At 60.3% G+C, this 22,770-nt stretch carries 23 protein-coding genes; 13 read left to right on the forward strand and 10 right to left on the reverse strand.

Going from position 1 to position 22,770, the window contains the following annotated elements:
- Positions 1-97 precede the first annotated feature (97 nt).
- The 3 genes from FQ755_RS33195 to FQ755_RS38575 all read left to right on the forward strand — a co-directional run bounded on the left by FQ755_RS33195 (position 98) and on the right by FQ755_RS38575 (position 1,951).
- Positions 98-1,066, forward strand: coding sequence for a GlxA family transcriptional regulator (locus FQ755_RS33195; RefSeq protein WP_144161378.1), 969 nt, complete (start codon positions 98-100; stop codon positions 1,064-1,066).
- A gap of 91 nt (positions 1,067-1,157) precedes the next feature.
- Positions 1,158-1,607, forward strand: a complete 450-nt coding sequence (locus tag FQ755_RS33200; protein ID WP_144161381.1) for a hypothetical protein — start codon at positions 1,158-1,160, stop codon at positions 1,605-1,607.
- 173 nt (positions 1,608-1,780) lie between these two features.
- Positions 1,781-1,951: a hypothetical protein gene (locus tag FQ755_RS38575; RefSeq protein ID WP_313957489.1), complete on the forward strand. Its 171-nt coding sequence runs from the start codon at positions 1,781-1,783 to the stop codon at positions 1,949-1,951.
- Between the two features lie 415 nt (positions 1,952-2,366).
- Here FQ755_RS38575 and FQ755_RS33210 read toward each other — a convergent pair whose 3' ends face one another.
- Positions 2,367-3,260, reverse strand: a complete 894-nt coding sequence (locus FQ755_RS33210) for an AraC family transcriptional regulator (protein ID WP_144161384.1) — start codon at positions 3,258-3,260, stop codon at positions 2,367-2,369.
- A 230-nt stretch (positions 3,261-3,490) separates the two neighbouring features.
- Between FQ755_RS33210 and FQ755_RS33215 the strand changes: the two genes are divergently transcribed.
- Complete coding sequence (locus tag FQ755_RS33215; RefSeq protein WP_144161387.1) at positions 3,491-4,414, forward strand: SDR family oxidoreductase; 924 nt, start codon at positions 3,491-3,493, stop codon at positions 4,412-4,414.
- Positions 4,415-4,788: 374 nt separating this feature from the next.
- Here the strand turns inward: FQ755_RS33215 and FQ755_RS33220 are convergent, their stop codons facing one another.
- On the reverse strand, positions 4,789-5,544 hold the full coding sequence (locus FQ755_RS33220; RefSeq protein ID WP_144161390.1) for an SDR family oxidoreductase: 756 nt from the start codon (positions 5,542-5,544) through the stop codon (positions 4,789-4,791).
- 101 nt (positions 5,545-5,645) lie between these two features.
- Here FQ755_RS33220 and FQ755_RS33225 point away from each other — a divergent pair, with 101 nt between their 5' ends.
- On the forward strand, positions 5,646-6,578 hold the full coding sequence (locus FQ755_RS33225) for an AraC family transcriptional regulator (protein WP_144161393.1): 933 nt from the start codon (positions 5,646-5,648) through the stop codon (positions 6,576-6,578).
- Here FQ755_RS33225 and FQ755_RS33230 read toward each other — a convergent pair.
- Complete coding sequence (locus FQ755_RS33230) at positions 6,557-7,921, reverse strand: sigma-54 interaction domain-containing protein (protein ID WP_144161396.1); 1,365 nt, start codon at positions 7,919-7,921, stop codon at positions 6,557-6,559. The two genes, FQ755_RS33225 and FQ755_RS33230, sit on opposite strands and share 22 nt — an antisense overlap.
- Positions 7,922-8,173: 252 nt before the next feature.
- On the opposite strand from FQ755_RS33230, the gene FQ755_RS33235 reads away from it, so the two are divergent.
- The 8 genes from FQ755_RS33235 (at position 8,174) to FQ755_RS33270 (ending at position 14,798) form a co-directional block, all read left to right on the forward strand.
- On the forward strand, positions 8,174-8,971 hold the full coding sequence (locus FQ755_RS33235) for an alpha/beta fold hydrolase (protein WP_144161399.1): 798 nt from the start codon (positions 8,174-8,176) through the stop codon (positions 8,969-8,971).
- A gap of 339 nt (positions 8,972-9,310) precedes the next feature.
- Positions 9,311-10,306: a CobW family GTP-binding protein gene (locus FQ755_RS33240; protein ID WP_144161402.1), complete on the forward strand. Its 996-nt coding sequence runs from the start codon at positions 9,311-9,313 to the stop codon at positions 10,304-10,306.
- Between the two features lie 36 nt (positions 10,307-10,342).
- A complete protein-coding gene (locus FQ755_RS33245; RefSeq protein WP_144161405.1) occupies positions 10,343-10,846 on the forward strand; it encodes a DUF1097 domain-containing protein in 504 nt (167 codons plus the stop codon).
- Between the two features lie 38 nt (positions 10,847-10,884).
- Positions 10,885-11,628, forward strand: a complete 744-nt coding sequence (gene nthB / locus FQ755_RS33250; protein ID WP_144161408.1) for a nitrile hydratase subunit beta — start codon at positions 10,885-10,887, stop codon at positions 11,626-11,628.
- 30 nt (positions 11,629-11,658) lie between these two features.
- Positions 11,659-12,297: a nitrile hydratase subunit alpha gene (gene nthA, locus FQ755_RS33255; protein WP_144161411.1), complete on the forward strand. Its 639-nt coding sequence runs from the start codon at positions 11,659-11,661 to the stop codon at positions 12,295-12,297.
- 2 nt (positions 12,298-12,299) lie between these two features.
- On the forward strand, positions 12,300-12,641 hold the full coding sequence (locus FQ755_RS33260; RefSeq protein WP_144161414.1) for a nitrile hydratase accessory protein: 342 nt from the start codon (positions 12,300-12,302) through the stop codon (positions 12,639-12,641).
- Positions 12,642-12,669: 28 nt separating this feature from the next.
- Positions 12,670-13,725, forward strand: coding sequence for a HoxN/HupN/NixA family nickel/cobalt transporter (locus FQ755_RS33265; RefSeq protein WP_144161417.1), 1,056 nt, complete (start codon positions 12,670-12,672; stop codon positions 13,723-13,725).
- A gap of 77 nt (positions 13,726-13,802) precedes the next feature.
- Positions 13,803-14,798 (forward strand): GlxA family transcriptional regulator, encoded by a 996-nt coding sequence (locus FQ755_RS33270; RefSeq protein ID WP_144161420.1) that lies wholly within the window; start codon positions 13,803-13,805, stop codon positions 14,796-14,798.
- A 676-nt stretch (positions 14,799-15,474) separates the two neighbouring features.
- Here the strand turns inward: FQ755_RS33270 and FQ755_RS33275 are convergent.
- The 7 genes from FQ755_RS33275 to FQ755_RS33305 all read right to left on the reverse strand — a co-directional run bounded on the left by FQ755_RS33275 (position 15,475) and on the right by FQ755_RS33305 (position 22,681).
- A complete protein-coding gene (locus FQ755_RS33275) occupies positions 15,475-15,753 on the reverse strand; it encodes a hypothetical protein (protein ID WP_144161423.1) in 279 nt (92 codons plus the stop codon).
- Between the two features lie 353 nt (positions 15,754-16,106).
- Positions 16,107-16,811 carry an ABC transporter ATP-binding protein gene (locus FQ755_RS33280; RefSeq protein WP_409937800.1) on the reverse strand — a complete coding sequence of 235 codons (705 nt, stop codon included), beginning with the start codon at positions 16,809-16,811 and terminating at the stop codon, positions 16,107-16,109.
- Positions 16,812-16,825: 14 nt separating this feature from the next.
- Positions 16,826-17,602, reverse strand: a complete 777-nt coding sequence (locus FQ755_RS33285) for an ABC transporter ATP-binding protein (protein ID WP_144161429.1) — start codon at positions 17,600-17,602, stop codon at positions 16,826-16,828.
- Between the two features lie 17 nt (positions 17,603-17,619).
- On the reverse strand, positions 17,620-18,789 hold the full coding sequence (locus FQ755_RS33290; protein ID WP_144161432.1) for an ABC transporter permease subunit: 1,170 nt from the start codon (positions 18,787-18,789) through the stop codon (positions 17,620-17,622).
- A 23-nt stretch (positions 18,790-18,812) separates the two neighbouring features.
- Complete coding sequence (locus FQ755_RS33295; protein ID WP_144161435.1) at positions 18,813-19,763, reverse strand: branched-chain amino acid ABC transporter permease; 951 nt, start codon at positions 19,761-19,763, stop codon at positions 18,813-18,815.
- A 167-nt stretch (positions 19,764-19,930) separates the two neighbouring features.
- Positions 19,931-21,508, reverse strand: a complete 1,578-nt coding sequence (locus FQ755_RS33300; RefSeq protein WP_144161438.1) for an aldehyde dehydrogenase (NADP(+)) — start codon at positions 21,506-21,508, stop codon at positions 19,931-19,933.
- A 21-nt stretch (positions 21,509-21,529) separates the two neighbouring features.
- Positions 21,530-22,681 (reverse strand): branched-chain amino acid ABC transporter substrate-binding protein, encoded by a 1,152-nt coding sequence (locus tag FQ755_RS33305; RefSeq protein WP_409937797.1) that lies wholly within the window; start codon positions 22,679-22,681, stop codon positions 21,530-21,532.
- Positions 22,682-22,770: the final 89 nt, after the last annotated feature.

Consider the following 22,770-nt stretch of genomic DNA (forward strand, 5'->3'; position numbering starts at 1 on the left):
GCGGAAACGTGCATCAACAACCGATGCACGGCGACATCCGCCGCGCGTGTTATAGATACGCATCCAGCGTCAACGACTATGTCTCCCTTCTTGACCGATGTACAACGTTGCCCTACTCGTTTTTCCTGGCGTCCAGGCACTCGACGTGTTCGGCCCTTCGGATGTCTTCGCCGAGGCGAACCGCTTTCTTCTGCCCGATGCGCACTACCAGCTCGAATTGATCTCCACGGAACGAGAGGTACTGCGCTGCTCCAACGGCCTGCGGATTCACCCCGACCGATATTTCGGCGACGTGGAGGACGAATATGACCTGCTGCTCGTCATGGGCGGGCCGGCCCTCGTGCAGGAAGCCCTCGACGAGGCCGTGCATGCGTGGCTCAGGGAAGCGAGCCGTCGCGCGCGACGCTTCGGATCAATCTGTAATGGCGCGCTGACACTCGCGCGGGCTGGACTCCTCGACGGCCGCGTCGTCACCACACACTGGAACGACGCGGCAGTACTGGCCGCACTGTGTCCGACAGCCCGGGTCGAGTCCGACCGGATCTTCATCCAGGATGGCAATCTCTACACCTCGGCCGGCGTGACGGCCGGCATCGATCTTTCGCTATACCTGCTCGCCCAGGACCACGGCCCGGAGATCGCGCTGAACGTCGCAAAACGGCTGGTCGTGTTCCTCCAGCGCGCAGGCGGCCAGTCACAGTTCAGTCCCTACCTGACGCCCTATGCCGAAGCATCATCCCCCATCGCGCAGATACAGCAATACGTACTCGGACACATAGGCGATGACCTCAGTATCGAGACGCTGGCGGCGGTGGCCAGGATGAGCAAGCGCAACTTTTCACGCACCTTTGTCCGGGATACCCACATCACGCCGGCAGAATTTGTGGAAAGCGCACGCATCGATGCAGCCAGAGTCATGCTGGAAAACAGCACGATCCCGCTCAAGACCGTCGCCTATCGATGCGGCCTGCGAGACACGGATCATCTGCGTATGGCGTTCAAACGCAGGCGGGGTGTGACACCACAGCAATATCGCCTCAATTTTGCATCCCAGATCGAACGTTGAATTCTACTTTTCTCGCCACTGCGTCCCCACTATCTACCATATGCCCCGCTCGCCACGCCATCGTCATTCCCGGCCGCACTTCTCCCGTCAGATGCTGCTTCCGCTGCCGCCCGCATCGGTGTGCAATCGCTCGCTGAGATTCCACTCCAGCCTGACAGCAATGCAGATGGGATTCGGGGCACCAGAGCACCTCGTCCATCTTGCGAACCTGATGTACATCGTCTGGTTCCTCCAGCGTGCCGGCTACGGAAGCCTCGAACTGTCTGATTACCACACGGCTGAGCAGCAGGCGGAAAAAGCCGACCTGCGTGGCATGGAGACCAGGAGGTGGATGCTTGACGATGAAGGTTATCCGCCCTTCGAGCGCATCCTCTCGCTGCATGATCAGCAGATAGGGGCCGCCCCCGCACACGCGATCATCTCCGCGGAGAACGAACTGGCGCGTTTTCTCGCAAGCGATTCCCCCTCTCTCTTGCCGGATTCAGCACTGAAACCCGGCGCCCCTACACTGGAGCAAGACACCGGCCAGTGCACCGCCTAGACGCTCGGGAGAATCATGTCTGAATCGAGAAACATCCTGCTTTTTTCCTACGGCACGCTCCAGCTCGAAGAGGTCCAGCTCGAATCTTTCGGTCGCCTCCCCCACCGAAAACCGGATCGCCTGCCGGTTATCAGCAGTCGCGCGTCGAGATCACTGATCCCGCAATCATCCGCATGAGCGGAACGAAATTTCATCTTATCGTGATGCCTACCGGCAACCCCGACGACGGAGCTCGCGGCACGGTATTCGAGATCACCCAGGCCGAGCTGGCTGCTGCCGACCGCCACGAAATCTCCGACTACAAACGCGTCAGCGTCGTACTTCGCTCCGGCCATCAGGCGTGAGTCTACGTACGCGTCTGACATGCGTCGTGGACTCAGATTTTGTGGCTGGTTTCTGTTGGTTTCCCGATTTAACTGTGGGTCATACCTGTTTCGCTGACTGACCGAACAAAAAACTATCCGGATTTTTCCTCTGGTTGGACATCTCCGTTGACCATCCTGCGCGAGTGATACTGGTCGGTCAATCGCGGCAGCCCGGACTATTCGTTTGAGACGCGGCGCGCAAAGATGCTGTTCTCCGCCACCTTGCAGAAGGTGGCTCTGCAACCTGTTCCAGGCTGCTACAGCGGCCACGCCGGTTACAGACGCGGAGTCAGCGCCAGCAGCAAAGCGCCGAACTCGCCGGATCAAGCGCCGTGCGCCGGAGGATAAAGCTCACGGGCTTACAAAGCCATGCCAGCCAGGATCATTGATGTGCCTATACCGCGACAGATTTCAGTTCAGTGACGTCGCGCTTGGGCGGTGTACCGAACATACGCGCATATTCCCGGCTGAACTGCGACGGGCTTTCGTACCCTACCTGGAATGCAGCGTGAGAGACACTTACGTCGTTCGATGCCATCAATCGTCGCGCCTCCAGCAATCGAAGCTGCTTCTGATACTGAAGCGGCGTCATCGAAGTGAGAGTCTTGAAATGCTGATGGAAGGATGTCGCGCTCATCCGGGCTGCCGCAGCTAGATGCTCAATCCTGACCGGCCTGGTAAAGTTTTCCCGTAGCAGATAAATGGCTTCAGCTACGCGTTGCATATGGCTATTGGGCAGGACAAGCTTGCATATCTCACCGGCATACGGACCCGAGAGCAGCCAGAAGCAGATCTCGCGCATGAGCATCGGCTGAAGGACGGAGATAGCCTTCTGATTGTCCAGGAGTCGCACGAGCCGGACCACGCAATCGACAAGCTCACCTTCCAGCGGCGAGGCAAACACACCAATGCCCTGATTGTTCGACGGAATGGGCGGGTCATCGAGCTGATCCATGACCTCGCGCAGCACGCCTACGTCGAGATCGATCGTGATGCCAAGATACGGTCGCTCCTTGCTGGCCTTCGTCACGCGTCCGAATGCCGGCATTTCTACGGCGACGAGCAGGAAACCCATCTCGCCATAGTCGAAGACAGCCTCTCCGAAGGCAACTTCCTTCGCACCCTGAACGGTGATGCAAAGCGATGGTTTGTAGACCGCGCCATTCGGCAAGGTCTTCTCGCTGAGTCTGATGATATGCACGCCGTCGACGGCGGTCGGAAAGAATCCGTCCTCTTGCCCTCGCGGGGCAAGGTACCGGCTGACGACTTCGACAAGGGCTGAGGTCACGGTCAGGCTCCAGGATTTCCGCGGAATTCTAGCTGATCTCCACACGATACAAACCGCCTGGGCCAGTCTTTCTGAAGGAATAGGCAAGAAATCTGAGAGATCGGGCATTTAGCCTGAAGGCTGTAGCGCCTACCCTTGCAGAGCGGGAAACACGCGTGAGGCGGTTTTTGTCCATCGAACTCGTTCTTCGGCCCCTCAGCCCCGCCCAATAAGCCACGTAAGGGAAAAACATGAGCAAGTGGACCACCTCCGACATTCTTCCACAGCATGGCCGCTCCGCGGTTGTCACCGGGACGGGCGGCCTCGGCTTCGAAGACGCACTGGCGCTGGCACGTGCCGGCTGCGAAGTGATCGTCGCAGGACGCGATCCCCGAAAGGGCCAGGAGGCGCTCGCGGGAATTCGCACGCAGGTGCCTGGCGCGAAGGTCAGCTTCGAGCAGGTCGATCTCGCCAGCCTCGCCTCAATCGCAGCGTTCGGGAAACGGCTAAACGCCAATCGGGATAGCCTCGATCTCCTCATCAACAATGCCGGTGTGATGACGCCGCCCAAACGCCGCGCGACATCAGACGGCTTTGAACTGCAATTCGGCACCAACTATCTTGGGCATTTCGCGCTGACGGCACACCTGCTGCCCCTGCTGCGCAAAGGGCACGCTCCCCGCGTCGTCACACTCTCCAGCGTCGCGGCCCGCAGCGGAAAGATCGACTTCGACGACCTCAATGCGAAGCGGAAATACAAGCCGATGCCCGTCTACAGCCAATCGAAGCTCGCCTGCCTGATGTTCGCGTTCGAGTTGCAGCGCCGCAGTGAAACATCAGGCTGGGGCATCACCAGCATCGCCGCGCATCCTGGTATCTCCCGGACCGATCTTCTGCATAACGCCCCTGGACGCCGAAGCCTCTTCGGCGTGGTTCGTTCCGCCTTCTGGTTCCTGTTTCAACCTGCGGCCCAGGGCGCGCTGCCGACGCTGTTCGCCGCCACCGCGCCAGCCGCCGAGCCGGGCGGCTACTACGGACCGGACAAGATGAACGAGATACGCGGTTATCCCAGCCCCGCGAAAGCGCCCCCTGCATCGCTCGACAAGCAGGTCGCCAGGCGGCTGTGGGACGTGTCGGAGGAGCTCACCGGCATCCGCTTTGGTCAGGTGGTCTGATGCACCGGGCGCTCGCCTATGTGGCATTCGGCTGGCTGACCTTCGGCGGGACGATGCGTTTCCTGATCGACGTTCTCACCCAATACGTGCGCGGCAAGCGCGCCGGGACCGCTAACGACGCTCTACTACGGACTGAACACATCGTTCGCCCTTGGCCAAGTCGCGTTCGGTTTGATCTATCTATGGCTGGCCTGGCATACGCCGGCAATCCTCGTCGGCGGCCGCGTCATGGCACTCGCCTTCGTCGCGGCGGATCGGCCGATCTGCCGCAGCCAGGTGGATGGGACACCGGCGCATACCGTCCTCGTACCCGGCGGGCTACCGTGGACTGCCTCGCTGTCCGCCCAGACCTGGACTGGCAATCGAAGCAACGTTCAGTGTGCCGCGGCCATTGCCGCTACGGCATCAGCACCTGCAGCAATACGAACGGGGCTCGCTGGATCATTCGCAGCACGCCACACCGCTTCCGCCACGTCGAGTGGCCGGGTCACCTGCGACGACTGTGCCGCCTGAGCCACATGCGCGAAGACACTCTGCGCCAAATCGGCATACGCCTCCGGAACGCCCCCCTGCATGCGGGACTGGGCGCTGTCACCGAAGCGGGTTGCGGGCGCCAGGCCCGGGATCACCAGACTCACCCGCACGTTGAATGGCTGGAGCTCCAGCGCAAGGGACTCGGTGAATGCATTGACCGCCGCCTTGCTGCCGGTGTACACGGACACTAGGGGAATCGACATCAACGTCACACCCGAGGTCACGTTCACGATGACACCGGCCTTACGCTGCCGGAATTGCGGCAACACCGCCCGGGTCATGGCAATGGTACCGAGCGTATTGGTTTCGAAGACCTCGCGGGCCGTTTCCATCGGCGTGCCTTCGAGAACGTTCATCACGCCGATCCCTGCGTTGTTGACGAGGACGTCGATCGGCCCGGCGGCCTCCACGGCCCGACGGATGCTTTCAGGGTCGGTGACATCCAGAGCCAGCACACGTAGACGCTCGGACTTAGGCAGAATGTCTTCGCGCGGCGTACGCATCGTGGCGATGACCTGCCAGTCGCGCTCAAGGAAATATCGGGCGGTTTCGAGACCGAATCCGGACGAACATCCGGTGATCAGGACAGTTTTCATGGGAGATTCCCGCAGGTGGTTGGCCATACCGAGACGATAATCCCTCGCAGCAGGACTTTCTATAATCAGAAGTCCAATTCTCGTTCGCCAGAGTCCATCGAATGACCAGTCCCGTCGATCCGCTCGCCGAGGTGGTCACGTTGCTCCAGCCGGGCGCACCGTTCTCGAAGATCGTCAGGGGCGCCGGCTCGTGGGCCGTTCGCCGTGCAGAAACCGGACAGCCGTTCTACTGCGCCATCCTCGATGGTTCGTGTCGTCTCGCGGTCGACGGGCACGCACCGATCGACCTTCAGGCGGGCGACTTCGTGCTGGTCCCATCCACCTATGGGTTCTCAATGTCGAGCATCGAACCGGCAGCGTCGGAGTACTTCGATGACACACCCGTCGCCCTGTTCCGCGGAGAATTCAGACTCGGAGCCCAGGACGGGCCGCCCGACGTTCAGATGCTGGTCGGCTATTGCACCTTTGGTTCGCCGGACGCCACCCTGCTGGTTTCCCTGCTCCCACAACTCATGCACGTTCGCGGCGAGAAGCGGCTGGCCACCCTCGCACAATTGGTGGGAGACGAATCCCGCGAACAACGGCCCGCACGTGACATGATGCTCTCGCATCTGCTCAAGGCACTGCTCATCGAAGCACTCCGGTCCACGGCAGGCACAAACGCGTCACCCGGCCTGTTGCGCGGGCTGGCCGACGAACGGCTCGCGCTCGCACTGCGCTACATGCACGAAAGCCCTGCCAAGCCGTGGACCGTCGCACAACTGGCCAAGGAGGCGGCCCTTTCGCGCTCGGCATTTTTCACGCGCTTCAGCGCCGCAGTGGGACTGGCTCCGATGGAATACCTGCTGACATGGCGCATCGCGATGTCCAGGAATCTGCTGCTAAGAAACGAGGATAGCGTCGCCGACATTGCCAGGCGCGTGGGCTACGGTTCTGCCAGTGCGTTCAGCGTCGCATTTACCCGCCATGTCGGAGTTCCGCCAACGCAGTACAGGAGCCGAACCAATATCGTTCAGGATGAAGCGGCGAGCTGAAGTTCACGATAAAGCGATGCCCGACTGATACCCAGCAGCCTTGCGGCCTGAGTACGATCACCATCGCATCGCACCAGCGCTTCCTGGATAAGGCGCCTCTTTTCCCGAGCAAGACGCGCTCCGAGCGTGAAAGTCTCCGGAGCGGGAGCATCCTCGCGAGCAACCACATCGGCAAGATCATCCGCCGGCAGCACGACCTCTCCGGTCATGAGCAATCTCAGCAGTACCCCTTCCAGCTGCCTCACGTTACCTGGCCACGCGTACCCGGCAAGCGCCACACGTTGTGCAGGTTTCAGGCTTCGTGCCTGCAATCCATGTTGAGCCGCCAGCCTGGCCAGCATCTGCCCGATGAAAGCACCCAGGTCGTCCCGCTTGCGAAGCGGCGGCATCGAGACCTGGAACATGGCGAGCCGGTAGTACAGATCTTCCCGAAATTCGCGGCATCTGACTGCCTCGGGGAGGCGCCGGTTCGTCGCCGCGATGACGCGTGCGTTGATCGGGATGGGAGACGTCCCTCCGACTCTCACGATGCTCTGGCTCTGCAGTGCACGAAGCAGACTCGCCTGCAGCGACAAAGGCATATCCCCTATTTCGTCGAGGAAAATCGTGCCGCCCGATGCCAGCTCGAATTTACCCGGCTTTCCCTTTGCCGACGCGCCGGTGAATGCCCCGCCCTCATACCCGAACAGCTCGGCGTCGATGAGCTGCTCGGGTATGGAAGCGCAATTGATCCAGACGAACGGGCCGTGTGCCCGGTCCGATGCATTATGAATGGCCTGTGCCGCAAGCTCCTTGCCCGTCCCCGTCTCGCCCTCTATCAGGACCGGCAGTTCGTGGCTCGCCGCGAGCGCAAGGCTGGCGCGTAACGCTTCGATCACCTGACCCGTACCCAGTATGTCCGTCATCCGGTATTGCGCGCTCCAGCCAGCCCGACTGTTCTGAAGTGCGATGCTGGAGTTGAATGCCATCGAATACGCTTTCTTCAGCAGTTCGTGGTTTGAGAACAGTGCAAGTCCGACCGCTCCCACGATCGTCCCCTCCCGGAACACAGGAACCTGCCGTGCGATCAGCTTGCACCCCCGAACCTCCAGGGGAATGGTGGTTGCCACTTCCTCTCCCCGGCCAACACGATGCAGGCGCGTGTGTGGTGAAAGCACTTCGGCGACATGCCGGCCGATGAAGTCCTCGGCCTCCCCGCCCAGCAACTTGCAGTAAGGCGCGTTGATCAGGACGATCCGGCCTTCGGTATCCACGGCTACCAGGCAATCCGAGACGTGGTCCAGGACAAGCTCAAGAAACGCCGCCGTATCAAGTCTCGAGCCGGCCAGCTCAGCAAATGACATAACTATTCTCACCATTGAGACGAAAAATCTTAGTTGTTGGATTTTAAGTCTCCCGATGCTGTACGTTCAACATGAACAAGCGCTGAGTAAAAGTAAAAATTTCTCCATTTTTCAGCTAGTTATAAAAGTCAATCCGTTCACACCCGGCAATGGCACACCCATTGCAAAACTGATGAGCAAACGTTCGGCGCACCGATACGCCCGATTCGCTCACCAACGCGCCAGCCGGCGCATCAATGGAGTGCCATCAAGATGGGAAGCAAGAAACTGGTCGAAGCAGGCAGTACGCGGGTCTGGGTGTCGGATACGGGCGCATCGCGCACGCCACTCGTCTTTTGTCACGGATTCACCACGACGAGTGAGTTCTGGCGGGAGCAGGTTGACGTATTCGCCACCGACCATCTCGTTGTCGCAATCAACCTGCCGGGCCATGGGATATCCCCCGCGCCGCTGGACCGCGCTTACACAATCGATGCGTTCGTCGATGATCTTTACCAGGTCTTCTCCATGCTTGGACTGCACGATGCGATCCTCGTCGGCCTGTCCATGGGCGGAATGATTGCGCAGCGCTTTGCCTTAAAACATCATGCCCTGCTCAGCAAACTGGTGCTCGTCGACACGACCCCGCATGGGCTCGGTGCAGATGTCGATGCGGATAACGTGCTCAATGCCATCGCCATGCACGGCGTCGAAAAGGCCAGCCAGCACGTAGTTGACCGGTCGTTCTCCGGCAAGGCAAGCCCCGCCCTTCTCGAGTTTGCACGCAAGGAAGTCGTACTGACGCCGGAGCATGTGGCTCGTGAAGCCATCATGTCACTTAATCGCGCCGACACGCGTGCGAGCCTTGCCGACATTACGCTGCCAACGCTGGTCGTCTGCGGCGAGGAGGATGTGATCACGCCGCCGGAGGAGTCGCGCATCCTGGCGAGCGGCTTATCCGGCGCATCGCTGGTGCTTATTCCTGGTGCAGGACACTTCCCGATGCTGGAAAAGCCCAAGGAGTTCAATGCCGCCCTGCGGAAGTTCCTTGATTCCGGGTCCGACGACTGACACGGTCGCACCGGAGAACCTCTCGACTGCGGCAGCCGATTGCTGCCGCAGGTCAGCATCCAGAGCCTGAACCGTATGCTTCAGGCGCTGCACTCAGAAGCGCACCATACCGAAACGATTGCCCCAATCATGGGCATCCCTATCCGATCCGGGCCATTCGGCACCCCATGGCCCACGCAACCCTGGCACCGCCAAATCTGTCCTTTTATTTACAATAATCCGATAAAGGACAAGCCAGCAGAACATTCGTGACAACGTCATCCCCTCAACGGACATGCCGCTCCGGCAGGCCTGCTTATCGCTCCCGAATCAGGCATTAGCTGCTCCACGAGGAACGTCATGTCTGTATCCAGCAGTCGCACCCGGATTCCGGTCACCGTAATTTCCGGCTTTCTTGGCGCCGGCAAGACCACCCTGGTCAATCACCTGCTCAGCCGGTCTTCCGCGGGCGAAATCGGTGTCGTCGTCAACGAATTCGGGGAAGTCGGCATAGATGGACAGTTGATCGTGGCAGAAGAACAGGCGCTGGTAGAGATCAACAATGGCTGCGTGTGCTGCACCGTGCGCGCGGACCTCGTCGCCAGCATCCGGCAGTTGCTCGCGCAGCCGGAAAACAAGCGTGCACCGATCAAGCGGCTGATCGTCGAAACCTCCGGACTGGCGGATCCCGCTCCGGTCCTGCAGACCTTCCTGGTCGACCCTGACCTAAGGGAATCGGTCGATCTCGAATCGGTTGTGACGGTCGTCGACGCCCTGCACTTCCCCCAACAGATCGACGATGAAATTGCCCGCGAACAGGTGGCCTTCGCCGACGCCATCGTGATCAACAAGATCGATCTGGTCGATGAACAGCAACGCGTCGCGCTGGAAAAGACAGTCCGTTCGCTGAATCCGACCGCCGCACTGCTGCACGCCGTGCGCTCGCAGCTTCCGTCTGACGCCCTGCTAGGCACACGCCGCTTTTCACTGCCAACGCTGCTCGACATCGAGCCCGATCTGCTCGACGAAAACGCCACGCACGACCACGAACACGACACCTCCATCCAGTCCTGCTCGCTCGTCGAGTGCGGCGAACTCGACCCCACGCGCTTCAATCGCTGGGCCAATCAGCTCGTCCAGCAACAGGGCGCCCGGCTGATGCGGATGAAGGGCGTGCTGAATTTCCGGGAGGAACCCCGGCAGTTCCACTTCCACAGTGTCCACATGCTGCTCGAAGGCCGCCCCGGACGCGCGTGGAAGAAAGACGAGACGCGCAACAACCGTTTCGTCTTTATCGGTCGTGACCTCGACTTCCCGCAATTGCGCGAGTCGTTCGTTGCCTGCTTTAACGCGTAGTCCATTTCATTCATCCACGTTCCCAAGGAGTCAGACATGAAAAAGACCGAAGCGCTCACCGTCAGCATTGGCGTACTGGCTGTCGTCGATACCTACGTCACGGCCACCGTTTTCCCGGTTCCCGTATGGGTCACGTTCATTGCCTGGGCATCGTTCTTCGTGGTGGGCGGCGGGCCGCGCGGCTTCGTCCAGAGTGTCGCCTCGAACCTGACCGGACTCGTCATTGCCTCGCTCGCGCTGCTGGCGATCAGCAGCACGAGAGGCACGCCGATGGCAGCCGCTATCTGCGTGGGTCTCGGCAGCGCCGCAATGGTTCAGGTATCGAAGCTGAAATTGCTGAACGTGCTGCCCGCCGTCGTCTGGGGATTTGCCTCCACGGTCGGCACGACGGTCGCCACCGGCAAAGCCATCACGACCGTCGGCATCGATAACCCAGCCCTGATCGCAGCAGCGGCATTGATCACGGGCGCCGTGTTCGGCATCGTTTCCGAAGCCCTCGGCGAAGCGCTCTGCCAGAAGCCTCAGCCCCAACTCGGCTGATGCGGCGTACTGCAATCTCTGCAAAGGAATCTCACTTCATGAAACTACAGCACACCCTGGGTGGTCTGGAAAATCTCGGCCCGGTCAATCTCGAGACACGCGTATTCGTCGAACCCTGGGAACAGCGCATCTTCGGCATTCACACCGTGATGATGGCCGAAAGCGCCCACCTGGGTGACGCGCTTCCGAAGTATCCGGTTGCCGATCTGCCAACCGCGTTCAAGGACACCTGGACATGGGCCTCGCTGCGTACCGGCGCGGAAGGCATGCAACCCTTCGAATACTTCAAGTACCGCTACTACGAGAAGTGGCTGATGGGGATTTCGCAATTCTTCGTCGATCGCGGCTATGTGTCGGCCGACGAACTGGCCAGCAAGACCGAGTACTACCGCAAGCACCCCGATGCTCCGTTGCCCACGCAGGATAATCCTGTGCTCGCCGCGCAGATCGATGCCTATCTCACGCAGGGCGACTCGGGCCTGCACGCGCTCACCGCTACACCGCGCTTCACACAGGGCGCGCAGGTTGTGGTGACCGACCCAGATGCCGTCGACCACACCCGTCTTCCCGGCTATCTGCGCAACAAGCGCGGGATCGTGGACCGGGTCTATCCGGGGGCGTTCTCCTATTTCGTCTCGACCGGGCCGGACGGCATCGGGCCGCCCATGCCCGTCTATCGGATCGCCTTCCAGACCGAATACATCTGGGGCAAAGGCAAGAGCGAGCCGAACACGACGATCTACGCCGACCTGTACGAAACCTATCTGAACTCGTCCAACTGAACACCCTTCTCTATCCGTACATCACCGACCATGACTGAACTGTTCAAATACGAAGACGAGCGCGAATCCGAAAGTGCAGCCCGCGTGCGCGCGCTCGAAGCATTGCTGATCGAGAAAGGGGTGATCGGCAGCGATTCGGTCGACACCGTGCTCGGCCACTTCGAAACGATTGCCGGCCCATTCAACGGGGCACGCATTGTCGCCCGGGCGTGGGTCGATCCGGCCTTCAGGCAGCGTCTGATCGAAGACACGCCGAAAGCCATTGCGGAGCTGGATTTGCCGCGCGGCATGGAAGGTGCCGAAGGCGAGCATATGGCGGCCGTCGCCAACGGCGACGGCGTGCACAACCTGATCATCTGCACGCTGTGTTCCTGTTATCCGTGGCCAGTACTGGGATTGCCGCCGTACTGGTACAAGGATCCGGTCTTCCGCGCGCGCGGTGTGCGCGAACCGCGCGCCGTACTCAAGGAGTTCGGTGTCCCTCTTCCCGACGATATCCAGGTGAAGGTCTGGGACAGCAGCGCCCAGATCCGCTGGTTCGTCGTGCCGGAGCGCCCGGCCGGCACGGAAGGCATGAGCGAGGCCGAACTGGCCGCTCTCGTCACACCTGAATCGATGATGGGCGTGGCGCTCGTCGCGCCGCCAGCACAACCCGTTGCGGCGGGCTGATCATGTTTACCCGCTTCGAGGAATTCGCGGCATCGAGCATGCTTGGCCAGCCTGACTCCCCGCCGCGCCTGCAGGGCAAACTCCATTTCGACAAGCCATGGGAACGTCAGGTATTCGGCCTCGCGCTGGCGCTCTCCAAGGCGGGTTACTTCGAGTGGGAAGATTTCCGGCAGAACCTGATTGAATCGATCGCACAATGGGAGGACGAACAGTGTGCCGGGCAGCCGCGCTGGGACTATTACCAGCGTTTCCTGGTCGCGCTGGAGAAAACCGTACTGAACGCTGGCGTACTGGGCCCCGAAGAACTGGCTGCACTGACGTCAGCCCTGTCACAACATAACTGACCCATCTCCCTCGCCAAGGACTCTCATCATGCTCCACCAGCTCTCGACCATTCTGTCCGGTTCGGACGCTCGCGTACGGCACCGGCTGTTCGGCATCTATGGCGTACTCATTGCCTTCAATGCACTCGCATGGATCTGGGCGCTGGCCGTTTTCCATCAACGCCCGGTACTGCTCGGCACTGCCCTGATCGCGTACGGCTTCGGCCTGCGTCATGCGGTCGATGCCGATCATATCGCCGCGATCGACAACGTCACGCGCAAGCTGATGCAGGAAAGGAAGCGTCCGGTAGCGGTCGGCTTCTACTTCTCGCTCGGACACTCGACGATCATCGTCATTGCCTCGCTTGCGGTGGCCGTTGTGGCAACGGCTCTGAGTACACGGTTTTCCCAGTACAAGGAACTCGGCGGCACGATCAGCACCCTGGTATCGACAGGTTTCCTGTTCACCATCGCCCTGCTGAATCTGTTTGTGCTGAAATCGATTGTCCAGACATGGCGGAATGTACGGCGGGGCGGAGCTTATGTAGATGACGATTTCGACGCCCTGCTCGCCAACCGGGGATTTCTCGCGCGTCTGTTTCGTCCACTGCTCCACCTCGTCACCCGTAGCTGGCATATGTTTCCGCTCGGGTTTCTGTTCGGCCTGGGTTTCGACACGGCCACCGAGGTCAGCCTGCTTGGCATGTCGGCCACCCAGGCGGCGCACGGCATCTCGCCATGGACCGTGATGGTCTTTCCCGCGCTGTTCAGCGCCGGCATGTCGCTCGTCGATACGCTGGACGGGCACCTGATGCTTGGCGCGTACGGATGGGCGTACATGAAGCCAGTCCGCAAGCTCTACTACAACATGACGATCACGTCGGTTTCCGTCATCGTCGCGCTGCTGGTCGGCACGATCGAAGCGCTTGGGCTGATGTCCGACCAGTTCGGACTGCGCGGCAGGGTGTGGGATGCAATCGGTACGCTGAATGACCACTTCGGCACGCTTGGCTATATCATCATCGGTGTCTTTGCCGCGAGCTGGCTGGCCTCAATGCTCCTGTATCGCGGACGCCAGCACGATCAACTCGACACGGCGCGCTGATCATTCCTGGACAGCAGGCATGCCATTACGGGATGCCTGCTCCGCATTTTCCATTACCGACCCGCAACCGCAAACCCATGCGCAAGATCACCGTCGCGATGGTCCTCTTCCCTGGCTTCCAGTTGCTGGACATAGCTGGTCCACGGGACGCCTTTGCGGAGGTCCGCATCCTCAGCAAAGGAGAATGCGAATACGAAATGCTAACGGTCGGCACCACCCGCGGCATGATCCCCTCGTCAAGCGGACTAACGACCCAGCCCGATCGAACGATCTTCGACCCTTGCCCGCCTTTCGATACCGTCATTGTGCCAGGGGGTCTCGGTGTCTTCGAGGTGCTGGAAGATTCGACGTTGAGCGACTGGCTCGCGCGCCAGCAAAAACTGTCGAGGCGAATCGCAGCCGTCTGCAACGGCGCGTTTGCATTTGGCGCCGCGGGACTCATCGACAACAGGACCGTCGCCACGCACTGGATGGACGTCGCACGGCTGTCGGTCATGTTTCCCAAGGCCAGAGTTGAGCCCGACCTCATTCATGTGAAAGACGGGAACGTCTATACAACCGCTGGCGTGACAGCCGGCATCGATCTCGCACTCGTGATGATCGAGGAAGATTTTGGCCGGCAGATGGCGCTGGACGTCGCCAAGTATCTCATCGTCTATGTGCGGCGAGCCGGCGGCCAGTCCCAGTTCAGCCCACTGCTCGAAACTCAGGCATCGGACAATACGCTCGTCCAGGATGTACAGCAGTATCTGCTCGCCAACCTCAATCTGGCTCATTCGGTCGAGTCACTGGCAAAACGGCTCAACATGAGCCCGCGTAACCTGTCGCGGATCTTCAGCCGGGAATGTGGTATCGGCCTCATCGCTTTCCTGAGCAACGCCCGCATCGATGCCGCACGCCGGTATCTGGAAAGCACCAATCGCTCCATCAGCGAAATCGCCAGACGCTGTGGCTATGAAAGTGCCGACGCACTAAGGCGCACGTTCATCCGCCGGTTACAGGTCAGTCCGCTTGAATACAGGCATCGCTTCCGGTCCGGCGGAGCCGACAGAAGGGGATCATCCACAGCGTAAGCCGAATTGTCTGTCGCCCGGTGGACCCCCTGATCGGGTCATTCCTCTGGCACCGCATGGCGTGGCGCTGCGCCGGGACCATACAGGAATTCGATGAATGCGCTCGCAATCCTGTCAGACTCGGTGGCGTCCTGCGAGACTCTGGCGATATGGCGCGCACTCACGGCAGCGGTGAGGGAGGCCATTTCCCGTTGCTCGGCTTCGACCGGGGGCGCTCGCCGATGGCCGCGCGCAACGCGTCGAGGCGACGCGACGCACTGCCTCAGCCTATTCCTGGATTACCGCCGCATCCTCCTGCGATTCGCCCAACCACGCTGCAGCCTGGGCCGAAGCGACGGGCTCAACAATTTCGTCGCGTAGATCGGAAGCGAGTCCCGGCACGATCCGTCCAGTCAAGCACGGCGTGCCGCACAGCCCGCCATTCGCCTGACATGACTGCCATTCCGCCGGCCGACTTCTCATGCATGGTCGAGAGCCGTGCGAGGAACCCAAGTAACTCGGGATCACGCGAGAGCGCACCGATCCCGATGCCGGGCGACGCAAGCAGCATGGCGACCAGCCGCGCCGTCAACGGTCCGAGGTCAACACCGACCGGAACTGCCGTCAACCAGTCGATCGCAAATTCTCTCGCACCACCGGGAGGTATGTCGCGCGAGAGCCGCATGTGCAAACGAAATCAATTCTGGACTTCCGTTCGTAAATCGATGCATAGAGTTGCAGAACCGCCGGCGGAATACCCAGCTGCTGTTGTCGCATCGGACACCGCATTCTGTGTCTCCTTGACGCCGGAGGGCAGCCGGATCGCTGTCACGGGTGCCACGCTCGGGCCATCCCTTCGTCCGGCATGCCGGTTTTCATCGACGAAGAACGCGTGGCGATGATGCGACGCGATGGGGTCCAGCCCATTGACCACTTCGCGTAACGGACGGTTCACAGCCGTCACATAGCCCTTCATCCGGGTACCTCCGGTATGCACTGAACCCCGATGTTCCTGGCCTCATCCTGCTGTCGAAGGACGCCGGTGATCTGAGCGTCAGTGGCCTCTTCCTCCTCGACGCCGCGCGCAGATCGATCGAGCAGATCGCGCAGACACTGCCGATGATCGTCACCTACCGCACTGGCTATCTGATCCGGATCACACGAGCTACGGCGTATAGACCATTCCCTGGCAAGGACTGCGCCTGGTTACTACCATAGGCCGCAAACTCTTTTAATTTTCCCGGCTTCAATGAAACTGGCGCGAACGTGAAAGCAGACACACACGACATAATGCATGGCTGGCACACAAATAGCATTTTTATTCGTTGCCTATTCACCCAGGTAAGCCATTCTGACCTTCGGATCATCCAGCATCTGCTTGGCGTCGCCGGACATCGTCACCAGACCCGAGTCCATCACGTAGCCGCGATTCGCCGCCTGCAGCGCCAGACGCGCGTTCTGCTCGACCAGCAGCACGGTCATGCCTTCAGCCGAAATTGCCCGCACCACTTCGAAGATCTTCTCGACCATGATCGGCGACAGACCCATCGACGGCTCGTCGAGCAACAACAGCTTCGGCTTGCTAATGATCGCGCGCGCCATCGCCAGCATCTGCTGCTCGCCGCCCGACAACGTGCCCGCGTACTGCGACGCCCGTTCCTTCAGACGCGGGAAGAAGCCGAACATGCGGTCCACGTCCGACTTGATGGCGTCCGTGTCGTTGCGCAGGTAAGCGCCCATCTGCATGTTCTCGACAATCGACATGCGCGCGAAGATGCCACGGCCTTCCGGCACCATCGCCAGACCGCGCTTGAGCAGTTCATGCGCGGGCAAGCCCTTGATGGACTGGCCCATGTATTCGATATCGCCGGCCCCATACGCCTTCAGACCCGTGATCGCTTTCATCGTCGTGGTCTTGCCCGCACCGTTCGCGCCGATCAGCGTGACCAGTTCGCCCTGGCCGACTTCGAGGTCGATGCCCTTGACTGCCTGGATGCCGCCGTAATTGACCTGCAGGCCCTTGATTTTCAACATCGGGGAATTAGCCATCAATGGACTCCTGCACCGAGATATGCCTCGATCACCTTCGGGTCCTTCTGCACGTCTTGCGGCAGACCCTGGGCGATCACCTTGCCGTAATCGAGCACCGTCATGCTGTTGCACAGGCCCATCACCAGTTTCACGTCGTGCTCGATCAGCAGGATCGTCTTGCCGTCCGCGCGGATCTTGTCGAGCAGCTTCGTGAGTTCGACCTTCTCGGTTGCGTTCATGCCCGCGGCCGGCTCGTCCAGCGCCAGCAGCTTCGGATCGGTTGCGAGGGCACGCGCAATCTCCAGACGGCGCTGGTGACCGTACGACAGGTTGCGCGACGTGTAGTCCGCATACTGCGCGACGCCGACGTACTCGAGCAGTTCGAGTGCGCGTTCCTTGATCTCGCGCTCTTCCTTGCGCTCCGAAGGCGTCTGGAATACGGCGCCGATCAGCCCATGTTTCGTGCGCACGTGACGGCCCACCATCACGTTTTCCAGCGCCGTCATGCCGCCGAACAGGCGGATGTTCTGAAACGTACGCGCAATGCCGGCCTTCGCGACCTGATACACGGCGGTCGGCGTGTAGCTCTCGCCGTCGAGCCTGAAATCACCCGAATCGGGCGTGTACAGCCCCGTGATCACGTTGAAGAAGGTCGTCTTGCCGGCGCCATTCGGACCGATCAGACCGTAGATCTCACCGGCCTTGATTTCGAGCCCCACTTCGGACAGCGCCTGCAGACCGCCGAAACGTTTGTTCACGCCCTTCACGGACAGGCGGATTTGTTTATCGCTCATCAGATTTCTCCCTGTCCTTACGCACGTACCGGCTTCTTGCTATTGCGCTTCGCGATTTTCGCAATCTTGTCCTCGTGCTTCGGCGACGGCCACAGACCTTCCGAGCGGTACAGCATGATGAGAACCATCGCGAGACCGTACAGCAGCTGACGGATCACTTCGGTATCGACGATTTCATGGCCGAAGATGGCGTTCTGCAGCGGCCCCATGGTCGAACGCAGGAATTCCGGGAACACGGCGAGCAGCACCGCGCCGAGAATCACGCCCGGGATGTGGCCCATGCCGCCCAGCACCACGCAGGCGAGCACCACGACCGATTCCCAGAAGGTGAACGATTCCGGCGACACGAAGCCCTGGAAGCCGCCGAACATCGCGCCCGACAGACCACCGAACGACGCGCCCATCGCGAACGCCAGCAGTTTCACGTTACGGGTGTTGATGCCCATCGCCTTGGCAGCGATTTCGTCCTCGCGGATCGCGGCCCATGCCCGGCCAATACGCGAGTGCTGCAGACGCGTACATACCCAGATCACCAGCAGCGAGCACAGCACGAACAGGTAGTAATACATGTACACGGTCGTGAACTGGAAACCGAGGAACGTATGGGTCTGAGCGAGGCTGAAGCCACCGACCTGCACCGGGTCGATACCCGTAATCCCTTGCGGCCCGTTGGTGATGTTCACCGGGCGATCGAGGTTGTTCATGAAGATCCGCACGATTTCCCCGAAGCCCAACGTCACGATGGCGAGGTAATCGCCACGCAGACGCAGCGTCGGCGCACCGAGCAGAACACCGAACATCGCGGCCAGCGCCATCGCGACCGGCACGATGATCCAGAACGGCGTATGCAGCCCGTGCGGGAACATCGCTCCGATCCACGCGAATTGCGTGGACAGGTGCGGCGACGACAGCAGCGCCGTGGTGTAAGCGCCGATCGCGTAGAAGGCGATATAGCCGAGGTCCAGCAGGCCGGCAAAGCCGACCACCACGTTAAGACCCAGCGCCAGCATCACGTAGAGCATCGCGAAATCGAGCACGCGCACCCAGTAGTTGCCGCCAACCAGGCCGATCAGCATGGGTGCCGCAATCACCAGCACTGCGGTGATGATGCCGACCGTCAGCGTCTTCGTTTTGTTCGTCTCGGGGATGAGCGTCGTGGACGGCTCGATCGGTTGAATTGAGGTCATGTCATTGCTCCTTATGGCCCAGGTCAGGCGCGATCTGCAACGCGTTCGCCGAGCAGGCCCGACGGACGGAACACCAGCACGATAATCAGCACGATGAATGCGAACACGTCCTGGTAGTTACTGCCGAATACGCCCCCCGTCAGGTTGCCGATATAGCCTGCACCCAACTGTTCGATCAGGCCAAGCAGCACACCGCCGACCATTGCACCGCCAAGATTGCCGATACCGCCGAGCACCGCCGCGGTAAAGGCCTTCAGACCGGGGATGAAGCCCATATAGAAGTGCGCGTTGCCGTATTCCGAGGCGATCATCACGCCAGCCAGCGCGGCAAGCGCCGAGCCGATCATGAAGGTGGCCGAGATCACGAAATTCGGATTCACGCCCATCAGGCTCGCGACGTTCGGATTTTCGGCGATCGCGCGCATCGCACGGCCGAGCCTCGTCTTGTGCACGAGCAGCAGCAGACCGCCCATCACGAGGAACGCCACCACGATAATCGTGATTTCAGTCATCGAGATCACAGCGCCCGGATTGTTGGGGCCGGACTTGATCACGTTGATCGGATCCGTGGGCAACAGTTGCGGGAACGGCAGCGGATTGCGCGACCAGATCATCATGGCTAGCGTCTGCAGCAGGATCGACACGCCGATCGCCGTGATCAGCGGCGCGAGACGCGGCGCACGGCGCAACGGCCGGTACGCCACCCGCTCGATCGTGTAGCCGACCAGCGCGCAGACCACGGCTGCGATGATCAGCGCAATGACGAGCGTCGGCACGTTGCCGAGATGCGGGAAGTGGTTCTGCAGCACGCCTATGGCGGAAAGCGCAACCATCGCGCCCACCATCAACACATCGCCGTGCGCGAAGTTGATGATGCCCAGGATGCCGTAAACCATCGTATAGCCCAGTGCGATGATGGCGTAAACGCTGCCAAGCACCAGTCCATTGAGGATCTGTTGAACAAAGATATCCATATCTAGCAAGGGGTATAACCGGAAAGTCGGCACCGTGCATAGCTGACAAGGCTGTTACCGGTGGCCGGTTGAATGAGACGCGTCGTAAGCGCGCTGTATATGCGGCGTGAGAACGTCGGAACATAGCTGCGAGTCGACGTGCGCGGGACTACCGCTGGCAGAAAGTCTTATAGTGCGAGAAGTCCGTCTATCCGCCGCGCCAGCTTCAGGGGATTGTCCTGCCGCAGTGCTTCTGGAAGCAAAGCGTCTGGCACATCCTGATAGGAGACGGGCCGCAGGAACCGATCGATGGAAAGACTGCCGACAGATGTCGACCTTCCGTCCGATGTGGAAGGGAATGGCCCGCCATGAACCATGGCGTGAGAGACTTCAACCCCTGTTCCAAAGCCGTTGAAGAGGATCCGCCCCACCTGTTGCTCCAGCAATGGAATAAATGATCGAGCCTGCTCGAGATCCGCTTCATCAACGTGCAGCGACGCGGTAAGCTGCCCTTCAAGACGCTGCAATATCCGGCGAATCGCAACCATATCCTTGCAGCGAACGACGACCGATGCCGGCCCAAACATTTCCTCTGCTAGCTCCTCATGTGCAAGGAACGCTTCGTCGCTGACTGAGAACAGGTGCGCCTGGGCCTCATTTGGCCCTGTAGCCGCTTTCCCCGTTGCAAGGCAACTGACTGCTGCGTGCTGCTTCATCGCCGTCAGAGACCTCTCGTACGCCTCATGGATCGCGGGAGTTAGCATCGTGCCAGCTGGAACCGACGTCAGTATCTCTCGTACCCCAGCGATGAACCGATCGAGCTTCGGGCTGTCAACCGCGAGCACGATGCCAGGATTTGTACAGAATTGCCCCGAACCGAGACACATTGAAGCGACAAAAGCTTTTGCGATATCATCCGCCCTGCCGTGAAGCGCACCGGGAAACAGCAGAACCGGATTGACGCTACTCATTTCCGCATAGACCGGTATCGGGACCGCACGCGCCATTGCCAGATTCCTTAGCGCCATACCACCCTTGCGGGAACCCGTAAAGCCAATTGCTTTTATGCGCGGGTCCTGAACCAGACGGCTGCCGATATCAAATCCCGCATCAAAAAGAAGGGAAAACGTGCCGGCCGGCATTGCGCAGTCGCGTACCGCATTTTGTACCGCCTTGCCGACCAGTTCGGATGTTCCGGGATGGGCCGGGTGAGCCTTGCAGACGACGGGACATCCGGCCGCCAGCGCAGCAGCCGTGTCGCCGCCCGCAACTGAAAATGCCAGAGGAAAGTTACTTGCTCCGAACACCGCAACTGGACCAACGGGAACATTTCTCAGCCGCAGATCCGGCCGGCGGACCGGTTGGCGGTCTGAGAGCTCCCGATCGATACGCACGTCGAGATAATCTCCCTCACGCACAACTGAAGCAAACATCTTCAGTTGTGCAACAGTACGCGATCTTTCGCCCTCAATGCGACTAGCTGGCAGCCCCGTCTCAGAAGCACAACGCTCAACGAGCGTCGTGCCAAGATCCATGAGCCTATCGCCGACCGTCTCCAGAAACCGGGCACGCCTTGACGGCGGCATTTCCCGATAAGCGTCAAAGGCCTCAGCCGCAATCCTGCACGCTGCGTCCAGATCCGCTTGACTCACCCCCTTGTAGGCCGGATACAGCCGCTCGCCGGTCCTTGGGTTCAGCCCATGGAATGCACTGCCCTCGCCACTGACAACATCTAGCCCGATCAGCGAACCGCCTGTTAAATTCATGCCAGTCTCCGTACCCGATACTTAGTCTGCTGGGCGAGTCGTGATCGGTTGCCACTTTCCGTCTTTCACCTGATACAGGGTTGACACCGCCCCCTTGACCAGGCCTTTATCATCAAATGCAATATGTCCCGTGATTCCATCGAAGGAAATGGTCTTCAGCACCGGGAGATAGACCTTCGAATCGATCGAATTGGCCTTTTGCATGGCGTTGATTGCTGCCCAAGCGGCGTCATAACCAAACGGAGCGTAGGTTTGGGCCGCGGTGCCAAAAGCCTTCTGGTATCGCTCGCCAAAGTCCTTCCCCTGCTGCAGGCGATCCAGAGGCGCCCCTGGTTCCCACGCCATCGCTCCCTCTCCGGCATCCCCAGCCAACTGCAGAAAGTCGGAGTCGGCGACTGCGCCGCCACCCAGAAGCTGCGCCTTCATTCCCAGCTGCTTCATGCGCTTCGCGACGCCCGCTGCCTGGCGGTCAAGCCCCCCAAAAAAGACCAGATCCACGTTTGCAGCCTTAAGCGCGGTGAGTTGGGAACTGAAATCAACCGCCTTATCGTTGACATACTGTCGTGCCACGATCGAACCGCCCGCGGCTTTTACCGCCTGCTCGAAAACATCCGCCTCTCCCTGTCCAAACGCGGTCCGGTCATCAATGATCGAGATGCGCTTCGCCTTTGTGACCTTGACCGCGTACGAGCCCGCAAGACCCGCGTTACCTGCATCGGTGCCGATTACGCTGAAAATGTGATCAAGACCACGCTGATTGATAGCGGGATTCGTTGCACCTGGATTGATCATTACGACCCCAGCCTGCTGATAAACCAGGGAAGCCGGCAACGTTGTGCCTGAATTGAAATGTCCTATAACAACTGCAACACCGGAGTCAACCAGCTTTTGCGCCGCCTGAACGCCGATACGCGGGTCACCCTGATCATCCTCAGCGTGCAACTGAAAGTGCGCAACCTTTCCACCAATCATTATCTTCCTGCCGTTCGCGTCGTCCAGCGCGAGCTGAACTCCGTTCTGAATGTCTTTGCCAAATGAAGCGTTTCCCCCGGTCAATACCGCTGAAAATCCGACCGGGACATTCAGGTAGCTGGCAGACTTCGCGCTACTGACCCCGATCATACCAACTAGAAGCATGAGCGCCGCACACCCCTTGGTCATCGATGATTTCATTTCGCACTCCTATTTTGCTAGTAAGATTTTTATAAAACGTTGGCCTGATTGCCACGATCAAAACACCAACACGAATACGGGCCTTGGAG

The sequence above is a fragment of the Paraburkholderia sp. BCC1885 genome, from assembly GCF_900996235.1.
Lineage (GTDB): Bacteria > Pseudomonadota > Gammaproteobacteria > Burkholderiales > Burkholderiaceae > Paraburkholderia.